General features: G+C 63.8%; 21 protein-coding genes and 2 pseudogenes. 20 read left to right on the forward strand and 3 right to left on the reverse strand.

All coding sequences use genetic code 11. The features are described 5' to 3' along the window. Positions 1 to 775 precede the first annotated feature (775 nt). The 4 genes from AYK61_RS25805 to AYK61_RS27125 all read left to right on the forward strand — a co-directional run bounded on the left by AYK61_RS25805 (position 776) and on the right by AYK61_RS27125 (position 2,636). Complete coding sequence (locus tag AYK61_RS25805; protein WP_121873724.1) at positions 776 to 1,066, forward strand: hypothetical protein; 291 nt, start codon at positions 776 to 778, stop codon at positions 1,064 to 1,066. 86 nt (positions 1,067 to 1,152) lie between these two features. After that, entirely contained in the window at positions 1,153 to 1,644 is a 492-nt protein-coding gene (locus tag AYK61_RS25810) for a ParB/Srx family N-terminal domain-containing protein (RefSeq protein ID WP_121873725.1), read from the forward strand. A 155-nt stretch (positions 1,645 to 1,799) separates the two neighbouring features. Beyond that, on the forward strand, positions 1,800 to 2,282 hold the full coding sequence (locus tag AYK61_RS25815; RefSeq protein ID WP_147458407.1) for a hypothetical protein: 483 nt from the start codon (positions 1,800 to 1,802) through the stop codon (positions 2,280 to 2,282). A 162-nt stretch (positions 2,283 to 2,444) separates the two neighbouring features. Further along, a complete protein-coding gene (locus AYK61_RS27125; RefSeq protein WP_147458408.1) occupies positions 2,445 to 2,636 on the forward strand; it encodes a hypothetical protein in 192 nt (63 codons plus the stop codon). A gap of 366 nt (positions 2,637 to 3,002) precedes the next feature. Here AYK61_RS27125 and AYK61_RS25820 read toward each other — a convergent pair. Continuing rightward, positions 3,003 to 3,372: pseudogene (locus AYK61_RS25820) on the reverse strand (Lsr2 family protein). A gap of 427 nt (positions 3,373 to 3,799) precedes the next feature. Here AYK61_RS25820 and AYK61_RS25825 point away from each other — a divergent pair. From AYK61_RS25825 to AYK61_RS25835, 4 genes are all read left to right on the forward strand, one after another. Then, positions 3,800 to 4,057, forward strand: coding sequence for a hypothetical protein (locus tag AYK61_RS25825; RefSeq protein ID WP_121873727.1), 258 nt, complete (start codon positions 3,800 to 3,802; stop codon positions 4,055 to 4,057). 356 nt (positions 4,058 to 4,413) lie between these two features. Then, positions 4,414 to 4,587 (forward strand): hypothetical protein, encoded by a 174-nt coding sequence (locus AYK61_RS27505; RefSeq protein WP_183130564.1) that lies wholly within the window; start codon positions 4,414 to 4,416, stop codon positions 4,585 to 4,587. A 77-nt stretch (positions 4,588 to 4,664) separates the two neighbouring features. Continuing rightward, positions 4,665 to 5,519 carry a hypothetical protein gene (locus AYK61_RS25830; RefSeq protein ID WP_121873728.1) on the forward strand — a complete coding sequence of 285 codons (855 nt, stop codon included), beginning with the start codon at positions 4,665 to 4,667 and terminating at the stop codon, positions 5,517 to 5,519. Further along, positions 5,516 to 5,698 carry a hypothetical protein gene (locus tag AYK61_RS25835; RefSeq protein WP_121873729.1) on the forward strand — a complete coding sequence of 61 codons (183 nt, stop codon included), beginning with the start codon at positions 5,516 to 5,518 and terminating at the stop codon, positions 5,696 to 5,698. Before AYK61_RS25830 ends, AYK61_RS25835 begins: the two co-directional genes overlap by 4 nt. Before the next feature lie 64 nt (positions 5,699 to 5,762). Here AYK61_RS25835 and AYK61_RS25840 read toward each other — a convergent pair whose 3' ends face one another. Continuing rightward, on the reverse strand, positions 5,763 to 6,437 hold the full coding sequence (locus AYK61_RS25840; RefSeq protein WP_121873730.1) for a helix-turn-helix domain-containing protein: 675 nt from the start codon (positions 6,435 to 6,437) through the stop codon (positions 5,763 to 5,765). 72 nt (positions 6,438 to 6,509) lie between these two features. Between AYK61_RS25840 and AYK61_RS25845 the strand changes: the two genes are divergently transcribed. The 10 genes and pseudogenes from AYK61_RS25845 (at position 6,510) to AYK61_RS25885 (ending at position 11,621) form a co-directional block, all read left to right on the forward strand. Next, the gene (locus AYK61_RS25845) at positions 6,510 to 6,917 is read left to right on the forward strand and encodes a DUF1761 domain-containing protein (RefSeq protein WP_121873731.1); all 408 of its coding nucleotides are present in this window, start codon (positions 6,510 to 6,512) and stop codon (positions 6,915 to 6,917) included. Positions 6,918 to 7,061: 144 nt separating this feature from the next. Continuing rightward, positions 7,062 to 7,223 (forward strand): hypothetical protein, encoded by a 162-nt coding sequence (locus AYK61_RS27510; protein ID WP_183130565.1) that lies wholly within the window; start codon positions 7,062 to 7,064, stop codon positions 7,221 to 7,223. Positions 7,224 to 7,269: 46 nt separating this feature from the next. Next, entirely contained in the window at positions 7,270 to 7,623 is a 354-nt protein-coding gene (locus tag AYK61_RS25850; protein ID WP_121873824.1) for a hypothetical protein, read from the forward strand. Positions 7,624 to 8,142: 519 nt separating this feature from the next. Continuing rightward, entirely contained in the window at positions 8,143 to 8,448 is a 306-nt protein-coding gene (locus AYK61_RS25860; protein WP_121873733.1) for a hypothetical protein, read from the forward strand. Continuing rightward, complete coding sequence (locus tag AYK61_RS25865; protein WP_121873734.1) at positions 8,445 to 8,777, forward strand: hypothetical protein; 333 nt, start codon at positions 8,445 to 8,447, stop codon at positions 8,775 to 8,777. Before AYK61_RS25860 ends, AYK61_RS25865 begins: the two co-directional genes overlap by 4 nt. After that, a complete protein-coding gene (locus AYK61_RS25870; protein ID WP_121873735.1) occupies positions 8,774 to 9,175 on the forward strand; it encodes a hypothetical protein in 402 nt (133 codons plus the stop codon). The genes AYK61_RS25865 and AYK61_RS25870 overlap by 4 nt, the downstream gene beginning before the upstream one ends. A 27-nt stretch (positions 9,176 to 9,202) precedes the next feature. After that, positions 9,203 to 9,592, forward strand: coding sequence for a hypothetical protein (locus tag AYK61_RS25875; protein WP_121873736.1), 390 nt, complete (start codon positions 9,203 to 9,205; stop codon positions 9,590 to 9,592). Positions 9,593 to 10,090: 498 nt separating this feature from the next. Then, positions 10,091 to 10,294 (forward strand): hypothetical protein, encoded by a 204-nt coding sequence (locus AYK61_RS25880; RefSeq protein WP_121873737.1) that lies wholly within the window; start codon positions 10,091 to 10,093, stop codon positions 10,292 to 10,294. A 120-nt stretch (positions 10,295 to 10,414) separates the two neighbouring features. After that, complete coding sequence (locus AYK61_RS27515; RefSeq protein ID WP_183130566.1) at positions 10,415 to 10,552, forward strand: hypothetical protein; 138 nt, start codon at positions 10,415 to 10,417, stop codon at positions 10,550 to 10,552. Positions 10,553 to 10,618: 66 nt separating this feature from the next. Beyond that, positions 10,619 to 11,621, forward strand: a pseudogene (locus AYK61_RS25885) (DUF4192 family protein). Positions 11,622 to 11,738: 117 nt separating this feature from the next. Here the strand turns inward: AYK61_RS25885 and AYK61_RS27520 are convergent. Then, complete coding sequence (locus AYK61_RS27520) at positions 11,739 to 11,909, reverse strand: hypothetical protein (protein ID WP_183130567.1); 171 nt, start codon at positions 11,907 to 11,909, stop codon at positions 11,739 to 11,741. Positions 11,910 to 12,224: 315 nt separating this feature from the next. Between AYK61_RS27520 and AYK61_RS25895 the strand changes: the two genes are divergently transcribed. Next, positions 12,225 to 12,461: a glutaredoxin domain-containing protein gene (locus tag AYK61_RS25895; RefSeq protein ID WP_121873740.1), complete on the forward strand. Its 237-nt coding sequence runs from the start codon at positions 12,225 to 12,227 to the stop codon at positions 12,459 to 12,461. 28 nt (positions 12,462 to 12,489) lie between these two features. Next, positions 12,490 to 12,633 (forward strand): hypothetical protein, encoded by a 144-nt coding sequence (locus tag AYK61_RS27525; RefSeq protein WP_183130568.1) that lies wholly within the window; start codon positions 12,490 to 12,492, stop codon positions 12,631 to 12,633. The last annotated feature ends 68 nt before the right edge of the window (positions 12,634 to 12,701 follow it).

Consider the following 12,701-nt stretch of genomic DNA (forward strand, 5'->3'; position numbering starts at 1 on the left):
GTACACGTCGTTCAGTGGCGCGACATTCCGCAGCGAATACACCACATTTGATAGGCGACGTTCAGCGGCGATTACACCTCGTTCACTGAATCGACGTTCGACGGCGAGATCATCTCGTTCGATGAGGCGACGTTTAGCAGTCGGCTTGGCACGACGTTTCGTCACGCAACCTTCAGCGCGACCAAAACCTCGTTCGAGAATCCTCGAGTATGGATAAAGGTTGAGATGGATTGGGACCGTCTCCCCGGTAGTGTGGCCGGACCACTTCCCACGCAACCAGCGTCTGTACATCCCCACGAGTGGCCGCCCGTACCGAAGCCCCTGACAGGGTAGGTGCTGCCGCGACACAGAGCGCCGTCACCATCCGTCGCTCCCGCACAATCGCCCGTCGAAGCTCAATGACCGGGAGGTGGTCACCGCCTGGTGTCGACGGGCCGGCATGCATTCCCGCCTGCTGGCGGTGCCGGCCACCCTGCGGGCGTCCACCGAATGGAGCTCCGCTGCGCTCCGCACTCAAAAGAGCGAAGGACGTTTTCTCACTCGGTTCTGGCTACCGGCGAGCATTCATCACCCGTGACCTCCGCATCAACCGCCGGCGTCCGCTGCGCTCCCGGCCCAAGGGCTCCGAAAACTTTTCAAAACGCCTCGGCTGAAAACTTTTCGGCCCGACCCTTGACACTCCGGCCCGTGCGCTGACTTCTCTCCTCACGCCAGAAACGGCGAAAAAACGGCAGGGCAAAGGGCCAGGCCACCAGTTGAGAAGGGACGTCACGACATGCACGACATCACCACTCGACCGAGGACGGTGGGACTGCGCACGGCGATCATGGTCGCGATCGGTCAGGTACCGGCGCAGGTCAAGACCCACGCACTCGGACAGCTGACCGAAGCGTACGAAGCGGCCTCACGGTACGTCGGGGCCACCGACTACGACCACGACCGGATGGAAGACCTGCACGAGCAGGTGTGCAGTTGGGAAGCCACCGCACGTCGGAGCGGTGCCACGACCAGCGAGATTCGGGCAGCCAAGACTGCGGGCGGCGTCCGCGCCGCCGCCGAGCAGTAACCACCAAGGCAGGAAACAAGAAAACCGGACAGCTTCTATCTGCCGGTGTCTCCAACCGAAGAATCTACCAGGAGAGAGACACCACCATGACCGGCAAGCATCGAAACCACCACCGCCGCAACGAAGCCCCCACGACCGGCACCACGCCGGTCGTGGGGCGGGCGAGGAGTTCGCCCGCCTGCACCCAACGCCCTCGAAGTCGGCCCAACGTCCGCGACAAGGTCGACACCGATTCGGACGAGTTCCGCGCCGTCGTCGCCTCCATCACCGACCACGGTGTGCTCTTGCCGATCCTCGCGCGCCGCGATGGCGACCGAGTCGTCGTCATCGACGGCCAGGTTCGCACCTCGCCGCTCGCGAAGCCGCGGTCGACAGTGTGCGGTGCTGATCCGTCCGACTGCGAGCAAGGCCAAGGACCGCGAAATCGAACGCCTCACTCAGCAGGTGAACACCAACGACCGACGCATCGCGCTCACGCAGGTCAGCGGGCGAAGGCAGTGACCGAGATGCTCGATCTCGGTGTCTCGGTGGACGAAGATCGCCAAAAACCTTGCAGTACGACAAGCGTGACACTGTGAAAACAGCAGGCACAGCGGGCCGCTCGGAAACTGCGCTCGGAGCCTCGATTCCGGACAGCTCGACCTCGAGCAGGCCGCAGTCGTGGCCGTCTTCGACGCGACGGCGACACCGCCGCCGTCGAGAAACTACTGAGAGTTACGCGGTACGACTTCCGGTGGGATGGCGCAGCGGCTCCTCGCAGACCGTGCCGTCCGCAAGGGCCGTACCGCAGCAGGCATCCCCTACGCGAGCGAGGGCTGACCGTCCTCGAGGAAGAACCGGCTACGGCGACCGGTACCTACGCGCAGACGACCTGGTGACCGCCGACGGTGACCCGGTGACCGAGGCCGTGATCGACGGTGCAGCTGGGCACTGGGCGGTGTGGCTGTCGAAGGAAGACCAGTTCACCCTCACCGCGACAGGCGAAGTGATCGAGGAGGACAGCATCGACTGGGACACCGAGGACGACCCCGAAGCCATACCCGACGAGGGGGTTGCACCACCACAAGGACATCACCGCCGCCGAGGTATGGGTGCCGGAAGTACTACACGCCGACCCGACGACGCCGGTGTGAAGCCGGGACCGATCTCGCGGCCGCGTTGGCCGAACCCGCAGAGAATGTCGATCCCGCCGATGCCGAGGCCGTCGCCCAGGTAGCCGAGCAGAAGCGGCTCGCGCCGAAGCGGCAGCGAAGGAAACGAACGGGCAGCGCGCCGCCGCACCAAGGCGCTCAACGTCGCATCGCTCGCCTCGACCGTGGTCCGCAAGGATTCGTGTCGAAGTTCCTCACCCGCAAGACCCTGCGAAGGGTGCTTCGAAGTGGATCACCGACACCCTCGTCGACGAGCCAGGACTGCTCACCAGAACAAAGCCTCGCAGTACTCGCTGAGCTGCTCGAAGTCGCGGGTGGCCGAGCCGACGACCACCGTCTACGGCGACTGGAAGGAGCGGGCCGCACGTGACGCGCTGGCACCGGTGATCGACAAGGCCAACGACACCGTGCTCAGGTGATTCTGCTGGCGCAGATCCTCGCCGCCTACGAAGCACGGATGAGCGGGACCGGCAAGGACTGGTGGAAGCGAGTCGGAGGCTCCAACCAGGACAACTATCTAGGACTGTTTGGCCGAGAACGGCTACGAGCTGACGCCGGTCGAGCAGGTCGCAGCCGGGACGATGACCCGAGCAGGCGTACGACGCACTCAACGAGGAAACCGTCACCGACTAGGACCGACATCGATGGCGGGTACCTGTACGGTGCCCGCCACCGATGGCTCGGCGTCCCCGGCTCGGGTCGAGGGGCCTGCGGCAGCCCCTCGAGCTCCCCCGCTCGGCGCATCACCGGTGTCCGTTGACGTCGACGCGGGCGGCTCACGCTCGTCAGTGTGCGGCGTTGTACGCCTCTTCTATATCGGCCGGGATGCGGCGCGTTCGCTGATCTTGTAGCCCTGATCGGAACGCCACTGCCGGATCGCGCGCGTCTGCTCCGGATCACGCTTGACCGATCCGCCGGCCGCTGTCGCAGTCGACGCGGCAGCGGGGGAAGTCTTACGCTTGCGGCCACCGACTCGCGTCGCATGCCCGACGTAATAGTCGAGCTTCTTGTGGAACTCGTTCGCGTTCTTCGCTTTTCAGGTCGATCGAGTACTCGACACCGGTTGATCGCGAATTCGATTGTTTCGCCGGATTCGCCGTCGATGACCGACCCGTCGATATCGTCGACCAACTGAACTGTCACTTGTTTGGCCACAGCCGCAGAACCTTTCCATTACACGTTACGAAGCGTCCTTGCATTCGTCTCCATGCAGGGTAAACCAGCGTCGATATCCGCATTCTTCATCGACACGAAAGTTTCTACTCGACCTATTCGAAACCGTAACTACCTACGACGAAAATACCGCTACGGCAAAGCAATAGCGTTCCAACGCGCTGGGTGCGAACGCATCTCATACGTGTTGCAGTGCAACAGAATCGACCGCGTGGACGCGCTCGCACGTCCCCGTTCGGGGCCGCCCATATGGGTCACCAATTTGGTCGTACGAGTCGTCCCAGCCTGACATGCCGGGGACCCCGTCCAATCAAACCGCGGTCGCACGCTCCAAGACGCGGTTTGACAGTCCACCCTCGTCATGTCGATCGGGGACGTCTCATCCGAACCTTTGGAAGGTGTCCCTGCCATGAACAACAACCTGCTCAACGATCACCAGATCATCACCGATCTCATCGGCAATGCCGCTCAGCTCCCCGCCGAAGATCCGCGCGCGGCCCGGTGGGCCACCGAAGCGCTCGCGCTCGCCAGCGCAGCAGAGCTACCCATCCTCATCGAGGAGGCCGAAGGGGTGCTCGGACGGATCGAGCACGACACCACCTGCCGGTGGTGCGCCGGGCAGCCGGGAGCAGCCATCCCGGTCGGGTCCTTCTGGTGCACCCACTAAGCCCAGGCCCTCCGGGTCCCGGTCCCACCACGGGGCCGGGACCCCCCTTTTTTGTCTCCCGCACGGTCTGGAATACCACCGACAGCACTGTCGTTGTCGAACTCGACGGCGTTCGATCCCAATGCCCCGGGTACCAACCATCAGCCGCTACGAGCGGCCACCTGCCGAGAGGCGCACTGGCGAACACCGTCACCCAGCATCGAAACAGGGGCCACGCATCACAGATGAGTGGCCCCTGTTTCGTTTGAAACGACCCGTCGACGCGGCCACTGCCGCGTCTCCGAAACTTCTCGTCCAGTCATTCGAGTAAATGACTGTTGCCGGAACCGCCGCACCACCCGTGCGTCCAACCGGACATGGACGACGACGAGCGCGCAGCCATCCGATCGGAAGGCCACGACCCCGACCACCCGGCCGTCTCTCACGCCCTCGACCAGGTCAAACACACCCTCCGCCGGTACCGGCACCTCGCCTGGACCTTCACCAAGGACGACCTCGACGGCGTCTCCATTCCTCGCCGAACGAGCTGACCAGCACATTCGACAGTCGAACACCCGTTCGATACGCTGGCGGTAGTTCCTACCGGCACGGCGAAAGGTCGATCCACATGGCCACCGTCGACGCCATCCCCGACCTCACCGGACTCGACAAAGCCACCCAACTCGACGTCCTACGCCGACGGATGGCCACCGTCCCCGGCGGCCGCCGCGACCACGCACCCACCGACCTCCCCACCATCACCGCACCCGAACCAGCGGCACCCACCGCAGGCAGCACGGACTTCGCGGGCGAGGCCGACGGCTCGGAGCCGCTCAACGCGGCTGTACGCGGCAAAACCCTTCGCACCATGCCAGTACCACCACCGCTCGCCGCGCTGCTCCCACGCCGAGCTCTGGCCCGCGGAACCGCCGTCACCGTCACCGGTGCCGGGTCCATGCTCATCGCCCTCGTCGCCGAAGCATCCGCAGCCGGCCACCACGTCGCCCTCATCGGCCAACCACGCCTGAGCCTGCTCGCCGTCCACGAACACGGCGGGGATCTCGCAAAAGTCCACCTCGTCGATCCAGGGGCAGGGGACCCGCTCGACGCTGCCTCGATCTGTCTCGACGGGCTGGATCTGGTCGTCACCACCGTGCACGGCCGAGACGTACCACCCACGCGCGCAAGGGCTTTGCTCGCAAGGAATCGTCGACATGCCAGCATCCTGGTCCTCACGGATGGACACATGCCCGGTACCGATCTCACGATCGCCTCCACCGTCACCGGCTACGGCGGAATCGAGCAGGGGAGAGGGCGCATCAAATCCATCACCCTCGACACCACCGTCCACGGCCGCGGAACACCACACCGCACCGGCCGCTACACACTCACCACCCCCAGCTTCGGCGAGACAGGGCTGCGCTGGACACCCGCACCCGCCGCCGACCTCACCGTCCACCGGCCCGTCGCCGTCGCGCAATGACCACCGACAACGAGGCCGGCATCTTCGATGCCTGGCCCACCACCTTCGAGCCACCCACCCGGCGCATCGTGGACCCGCCAAAATCGGTGAACGTGAATATCGCGCTGGCGATCGGACGATCCGGAGGCGGGCGATTCCGCGACACCACGGCGTTGAAAGTGAGGGCCGAAGGTCTCTAGCCAGTGAAGTGTTGTTGTTGCAAAGCTGTTGCTGGCCATGACGTTACTGACGGCGTCGCTCCGACTACGGACCCTTCGGAGCCAGGCCCTTGTAGGCGGCGTCGCCTACGAACGCTCGCCGAAGTGTGCCGGCATCTCCGCGGAGTTCACCTGCATCGAGCGCTTGGTCGACGGTGAGGGTACCGGCGACGAGGCCGACGACGGTATCGGCCTCGGCCGCCAGAACGGTCTCCGGTCGATGGTCGTCACCGATGCGCGCGCTCGGTCCATCCTCGTCGATACGGAGAACGATGAGCAGGCCCTCCACCTCGAAGCCAACCTCTACGGACGGCGCTGCCGTTCTCCCATTGAGGATGGCAGGCAGGGCAAGAGTCAGCCATCGTGGCCGGAACTCGTCATCGCCCCGCCCGGTAGTCAACAGAGGGATGCCCCACCGCCCCAGAGCCTCCATCGGCTCCTTGAGCTCCCTGCCCCATCGCGTCAGTCCATAGAGGACGCCTGCGTCTCCCAGCACTCGCTCCACAACGCCGGTCTCCTCCATCGTCCGCAGCCGTTCGGCCAGGAGGTTGCTCGCCACGCCCGGCAGGGAGGCTTTCAAGTCGCTGTATCGCAGGGGGCCTGGCAGCAGCTCGCGCACGATCAGGAGGTTCCAACGGTCTCCGACGATGTCGAGCGCGCGTGCCAGCCCGCAGAACTGGCCATAAGATCGACGTGACGCAAGATTGACATTTTCAACCATGATTGATTATATCAAGCGCGGATCACCGTCGCTAGGGGCTGGCCGTGCCCTGGCTATCAGGGAGGTACAGGCATGGAGATCAGCTGGATTGGTGTGCTCCTCGCGTTCGTCGCGGGGATGGTTGTCGCGATGGCCTGGTACTCAAAGGGTGCCATCGCGGACGCCTGGGAGGGGCTCACAGGCATCACGCCGGAGAAGAACAAACCTGTCAGAACGCGGAACCTGATCCTGCTCGCCGTGTCTAACGTCGCGACCACCGTCGGGCTCGCGCTCGCCGTCGGGCTCACATCGGCTGCGACCGGTAACGACTCCGTGTGGATGGCACTGGTGGTTGGGGTCGTCGCCTGGCTGGCACTGTCCGCATCGACCCTTCTTCAGCACAACTCGTTCGAGCAGAAGCCACTGAAGCTGACGACCATCAACACCGGCTATCAGCTGGCACTGTTCCTGGCGATCACGCTGGTGCTGGGACTGTTCTAGTCGTATCGATCCATGACGGGATTGTCACGTCCTAGCGCTGGGGCCGCCCTCGGTCGGAGGTCGGTCGGTTGGATGACGACTTCATCCTGAACGGTCACGCTCCAGCAACAGTGACGGACAGGCGAGAGATCTGAGGGCTTGGCCATGGACACCATTGTCGAAGGGACCTTGTTCGCGTGGGCCCGGACCAGTGTGGGGGATTGGCTTGCGAGCGTGTCGTTTTCGATACCCACGGGCAACAAGAAGGGACGGCTCGACCTCGATCGGCAGTGGGTTCCCGCCGATGCGGTCACACCGATCGCTTAACCGGTCCGGTATTGCGGTACTAGCCGTGTACCGGCATGCTGGTCGCATGACAGCCACCAACGACGTCGACGCACTCACCGAACAACGGCAACGCTCCCGCTTCTTCGTTCAGCACCTCACCTACCTCGCCGACAACTACGTCGACCAGGCGCTGGTCAAAGCCGCACTCCTGAATGGCCTCAGTCAATCCGACACCGCGAAAGCGCTCGGCATGAGCAAGAAGACCGTCAACACACACGCCCGACGCCCCTGGGTGCCGACCGCAGCCGCAAGAGGAATCGACCTACCCGACAGCACGCCGCTGTTCCGCTACATCTTCGGATCCGACGACGCCGCAGCCGCAGCCATCACCACCTGCAAACGATACGATCGCGAACGTCTCCACATCGAATCATTCTGAGGCGCAGCGCCATCCGTATCGTTGACATCCCAATAAAGGGTCAGCCGTGACATCTGCACAGCGCTTCGCCACCGAGCGGCTCGCAAATGCCCAGTTCGCTCGTGCCTCCACCGAACGGGACGAACCCTGGCCCGCCTGATCGACCGGGGAAGTCCTCGCCGTCGCCGTCATCCTCCGCGACACCGCAATCCCTCCGCCGCATCGGCTACACCAAAGTCGAAGCGCTCGACCGACTCCGGTACGACATCGACAAATCCGACCTCGACACAGCCGCGCAATGGTTCGCCGACCTTCGAGCCCGGCTCTAGCCGCACCTGCTACCCGTCCGCATCTACGACAACGCCCAGATCGCCATAGATACCACCACACGCAAACAGCTCACCAGCTGACACGATTCGCCCCGATGGCGGTCGACACCCAGCAGTATGTCGGCCCCACCTGGCAAGATGACCCCACCAACGGCACACACAACCATTGACGACGACAGGTCGATCGACACAATGCGGGGGACCACACCACATGCTCTTCACCACCGGAATAGCGACCATCGTCGCCGCAGGTGTCGCGTTCTACGCCCTGCGCACCACTCAGAAGACCATGTTGGCGAACTGGGCCTGGCTCCTGATGATCGCCGGCAACATCGTCACCATCATCGGACTCTGGACCACATTCGACGACCGAAACACCCTCACCTGGATCCTCAACATCGGAGCCACCGTCGGACTCGCGGCCGTACTGCTGGCCAGCCTGTCCATCTTCCGTAGCGTCGGCGTTTCCGCACTGCTCGGCCCTCGCCGGACCAGCACCGCAGGGGAAGAACAATGAACGTCGTCAACACCACCGCCTTCATCGTGTTCGTCGCACTCGTCACCGGGGCCTACGCCATCAGCACCCGCTACATACGCACGCCGTCACGAACCGCACTGCACAGCAACGCGCTTGCTCTCATCAGCCTCGCCGTAGTCGCTGCCACTGTCTTCGCCCTCACCTACCCAGACCTCGCTTGGGGATGGAAAGCAACCCTTATTGCAGGCTTCATCGGCTTCGGCTACCAGTGCGCACGGATGTTCAACAGCACCCGTGACGAGTACGAAGCCAGCCAGCGGCGCAGCTTCGTCCAAGCCACCGTCGAAGACGACAGGAACAACCGATGAACATCCTCAACACCAAGAACACCAACGCCGCCAGAGCCGAGATGGAACAACTCAACCTCGACCTCCTCACCAAATACACCAGAGAGGGAGCGGGTCTGTACCTCAGTGCGGCCCGCGCCTACCGCACACAACGCGCCATTCAGCTCGAACGACTATTCCACTTCAACCTCGCCCTCTCGTTCATCGTCCTCACCACCAACACCGTCAACATGATCGCCGGCAATGAATCGTCGACAATTCTGTGGATCGCCTCCTGCGCAAGTGTTCTCGGTGTCCTCTACAGCGGCTACAACCTGAAGCGCTACGCAACCCGCGACAAGTTCGTGGACACCATTGCTGCCGAAGCAACCGTCGCCAACGCACACGAACTCCACCACAACCGCCAACGCAACACCTGACCCGCCCGCGACAACCTGGGACGCCCGATGAACCTGTTCAACCTCGCGAGCACAGCAACCGCCAAAACCGAAATGCAGCAACTACGAAGCCAACTCACCACCAACTACACCCGACAAGACGCGCAGCGGCTACTCCACGCGGCCCGCAAATTCCGAACACAACGCGCCATCACCCTCAGATACGTCCTCGCACTCAGCTGCGGTATCTGCGCTCTCGCAGCCATCGTCAACGTCAACGACCTACTGACCGGACGACACCCGTCGATCCTTCTCCTACTCGCCCTGGTCGTAGCCGCCCTCGCAGTCGCCGTCAGCATCCACACAATCTTGCGCAACCACGCCGCCGGACAATACGAAAACAGCCTCACCGCAACAGACACAACCCTCGAAACAACGCAGGATCACAACGGGCGATGAACCACACCTGACCCACAAGAGCTACCGCGACACCCAGCGTCGTCACCACCCGTCGCTCCCGCACAATCACCAACCAGCCGTACCCCACTCCCGCGCCGCCGTAGAGCACCAGCTCCGGCGGCGTTCCGCGTCCCACCACCCGAGGCCGGCCACGCTCACAGGCAGGCCCTGGCGGGCCACACGCACCCCTACGGGCTGCACCGAATCGAACTCCGCTTCGCTCCGCACTCAAAAGAGCGAAAAGAATCAATTTCTGTGTGACGTAGGTGGCTTCTCCGAGCATTCATCACCCGTGACCTCCGCATCAACCGCCGGCGTCCGCTGCGCTCCCGGCCCAAGGGCTCCGAAAACTTTTCAAAACGCCTCCGGCTGAAAACTTTTCGGCCCGACCCTTGACACTCCGGCCCCGTGCGCTGACTTCTCTCCCCAGCCACCACGGCACAAAGAAATTGGCAGGGCAGCAGGTCCGGCCACCAGTCGAGAAGGAAGAGACCCGTCATGCACGACGACCACACCACAGCAAGCGACGACAACACCACCGGGCTCTACGCAGGCGCGCTCTGCGACTGCCGCGACTACAACTGCCCCGCAGGTGCCATCCCCGACCTCCCGTGCATCAACGACGACACACGCGGCGCTCTTGACAGCTCGCCATGCGAAGACGAGGACTGCCCCACCTGCTACGAGCACTTTATGGGCTAGTTCGAAGAGGCCATGACCGGCCCGCCATCCATCACCGAACGAATCCGCCGCTTCCTGCGCAACCTCACCCGCACACGCTGAGACCTCCGCACCCGCCACCGATAACAGGAAAGGACCGTCATGCGAGCGCAGCACCCCACCTCCGACGAAATCGACATCATCGTTCACCGACGCGGCAGCCGGAAAGTTCGCCGCACCGTCAAACGCGCCAGCGCACGCCGCGACCGCCGCACCGCCCGCCGCGAACTCCGGAACTGAAAACTACTCCACCCCAACCCATCCCACACACACTCTCGAAAGGCTTTCGCCATGACCCAACACCGTATGTCCCTCACCACCGCCGCCGACACCCTCGCCGCCATCCCCGCCCTGCTCGGCTACACCCCCGACAACTCCGTCATCATCATCGCCCTGGCCGACACCGGCAACGGCGCACACGCCATCGCCGCCACCGGCCGCGTCTACGCCCACCGGGCCGAGGCAGCCGCCGAGCAGACAGTGGACAGTCTCGAGCACCAGAGCGTCGACGGTACGACCGTCACCGCCGTCATCCTCGCCGCCATCGCCGACACCACCCACGCAGGCGCAGCCCTGATCGGGCTCGACGCCATCCGCGACGCTTTCGCCGCACGCGGAATCCGCACCGTCCGCGCCCTGCACACCCACAGCCTCACCGCAGGAACGACGTTCACCGACCTCGACCGGTTCACCGACGGCACCATCCCGACCCCGCCACCACCGCGCTGGCGACCGCCCGCACCGCAGCCGGAGCCGTCATCGCCGCATCACGCGGCGACCTCACAGCCCGATACACCCCACCACCGAGATTCCCGAATCCCTGGCACTCGCCGCCGCCGCCACCATGGGTGCCGACTTCCTGCCCGTCACGTTCGACGAGCTCACAGCAGTCATCCACGCCCGCGAGATCCCCAGCGTCGACCTCACCGCCCGGATCGGACTCGCCTTGGCCACCGGCCACACCGAAGTCAGAGACGCCTTCCTGGCCATGTCCATCCACGGAGACGCCGACGCCGCTGACGCGTTCACCCGCATCGCCGCACCGCTGCGCGGCACAGCCCGCACCAACGCACTCACCATCGCCGCTTACTTCCTCTACCGCACCGGCGACGGTGCAGCCGCCCAAGAAGCACTCGAGGCAGCCCAGCGCACCGCTGAACGCGCGAACGTCACCCTCCCGATCCTGGCCGCTCTGCTCTCGGGCGCACTCTCTGTCGGAATGCCGCCGCAGACGATCAAGGGATTGTGCGAGGTCATCACCCCCGACTACGTCGCCGCCCACATCGGCAGGGTGCAGAGCTACACCTGACAACCGCAGCCGAGCGTGGCCACCGATTCGAGGTGGCCACGCCCGGCAATCCAGCTCGCGTGCGCGGAGCGGGCGGCCGTCAGATCAGGGGAGGGGAGGCCACGAGCGGAACTGCGCTCAGAGGAACGTCGGATCGGCCGGCCACACGATATCGACGCCGGCGGCGGTGGGTCGGGTGTCCTGGACCCGAACACCGGCCACGATCGCCTCGAGCGCCAAATCCGACGGAGGCGGTTCAGCGTTCACCACAGCTTTGGACAAGGCATGTTCGATCCGCGAGCGCTCCATACCCCAGAACCCTACCGACCAGCACGAACACCAGCCACCACACACAAAGGGGGAGGTTCTTGTCGATCCGTCTGGCTGCGCAACGAGAATGCGTCACCCGGAAGCGAAAAGAACGCAGTAGGAGAAGGGGTAGAAAGGCGAAATATGGCGGTATTGCAATCCCCCGTACGAATAGCAGAACACCGAATGTAGATGATGAAAGATGAAGCGCAACAACGGAACTAGTCGCTATTAATATCTGAATAGCCCTGGTCAAAATGCCGATATTGACCTAGAATGACAGGTAACAGCCGAAATTCTCGGAAGGAGAGAACTATGTCCACCATCACCGTCTACACCAAGCCGCAATGCGACCCCTGCAACGCAACCAAAATCTTCCTGGACAGAAAGAAGGTGAACTACCGAATCATCGACGTCACCGAAGATCCCGACGCCTACCGATTCATCACCGACGAACTCGGCTACCGGCAGACCCCCGTCGTCTACGCCGACGAGAACCACCACTTCAGCGGGTTCCAGATCGACGCCCTGAACAAGCTCGCCGCCGCCTGAAACCCACAAATACAGAAGAGGCCCCACCATGCGACTCGTACCCGCCTACACCCCCGACGCCGACTACATCGACCGACAGATCGACGCCGAACTCACCGCAGAACACCCCACAACACGCCATGCAGACAAGGCCGACAGTGAGTACCACGACATCGACAAAGCCGCATCCTGACCACTGACTCGACGCATCACAGCCGGTAGCAACGTCCCACCGGTACGACGTCCGACCCGACACGAACA

It is taken from the genome of Rhodococcus sp. SBT000017 (assembly GCF_003688915.1).
Taxonomy (GTDB): Bacteria; Actinomycetota; Actinomycetes; order Mycobacteriales; family Mycobacteriaceae; genus Rhodococcoides.

What these genes read in the sequence shown, in the direction of transcription:
- AYK61_RS25805 (WP_121873724.1), top strand. Translation starts at nt 776, where the DNA reads ATGCACGACATCACCACTCGACCGAGGACGGTGGGACTGCGCACGGCG.
- AYK61_RS25810 (WP_121873725.1), top strand. Translation starts at nt 1,153, where the DNA reads ATGACCGGCAAGCATCGAAACCACCACCGCCGCAACGAAGCCCCCACG.
- AYK61_RS25825 (WP_121873727.1), top strand. Translation starts at nt 3,800, where the DNA reads ATGAACAACAACCTGCTCAACGATCACCAGATCATCACCGATCTCATC.
- AYK61_RS27505 (WP_183130564.1), top strand. Translation starts at nt 4,414, where the DNA reads ATGGACGACGACGAGCGCGCAGCCATCCGATCGGAAGGCCACGACCCC.
- AYK61_RS25830 (WP_121873728.1), top strand. Translation starts at nt 4,665, where the DNA reads ATGGCCACCGTCGACGCCATCCCCGACCTCACCGGACTCGACAAAGCC.
- AYK61_RS25835 (WP_121873729.1), top strand. Translation starts at nt 5,516, where the DNA reads ATGACCACCGACAACGAGGCCGGCATCTTCGATGCCTGGCCCACCACC.
- AYK61_RS25840 (WP_121873730.1), bottom strand. Translation starts at nt 6,437, where the DNA reads ATGGTTGAAAATGTCAATCTTGCGTCACGTCGATCTTATGGCCAGTTC.
- AYK61_RS25845 (WP_121873731.1), top strand. Translation starts at nt 6,510, where the DNA reads ATGGAGATCAGCTGGATTGGTGTGCTCCTCGCGTTCGTCGCGGGGATG.
- AYK61_RS27510 (WP_183130565.1), top strand. Translation starts at nt 7,062, where the DNA reads ATGGACACCATTGTCGAAGGGACCTTGTTCGCGTGGGCCCGGACCAGT.
- AYK61_RS25850 (WP_121873824.1), top strand. Translation starts at nt 7,270, where the DNA reads ATGACAGCCACCAACGACGTCGACGCACTCACCGAACAACGGCAACGC.
- AYK61_RS25860 (WP_121873733.1), top strand. Translation starts at nt 8,143, where the DNA reads ATGCTCTTCACCACCGGAATAGCGACCATCGTCGCCGCAGGTGTCGCG.
- AYK61_RS25865 (WP_121873734.1), top strand. Translation starts at nt 8,445, where the DNA reads ATGAACGTCGTCAACACCACCGCCTTCATCGTGTTCGTCGCACTCGTC.
- AYK61_RS25870 (WP_121873735.1), top strand. Translation starts at nt 8,774, where the DNA reads ATGAACATCCTCAACACCAAGAACACCAACGCCGCCAGAGCCGAGATG.
- AYK61_RS25875 (WP_121873736.1), top strand. Translation starts at nt 9,203, where the DNA reads ATGAACCTGTTCAACCTCGCGAGCACAGCAACCGCCAAAACCGAAATG.
- AYK61_RS25880 (WP_121873737.1), top strand. Translation starts at nt 10,091, where the DNA reads ATGCACGACGACCACACCACAGCAAGCGACGACAACACCACCGGGCTC.
- AYK61_RS27515 (WP_183130566.1), top strand. Translation starts at nt 10,415, where the DNA reads ATGCGAGCGCAGCACCCCACCTCCGACGAAATCGACATCATCGTTCAC.
- AYK61_RS27520 (WP_183130567.1), bottom strand. Translation starts at nt 11,909, where the DNA reads ATGGAGCGCTCGCGGATCGAACATGCCTTGTCCAAAGCTGTGGTGAAC.
- AYK61_RS25895 (WP_121873740.1), top strand. Translation starts at nt 12,225, where the DNA reads ATGTCCACCATCACCGTCTACACCAAGCCGCAATGCGACCCCTGCAAC.
- AYK61_RS27525 (WP_183130568.1), top strand. Translation starts at nt 12,490, where the DNA reads ATGCGACTCGTACCCGCCTACACCCCCGACGCCGACTACATCGACCGA.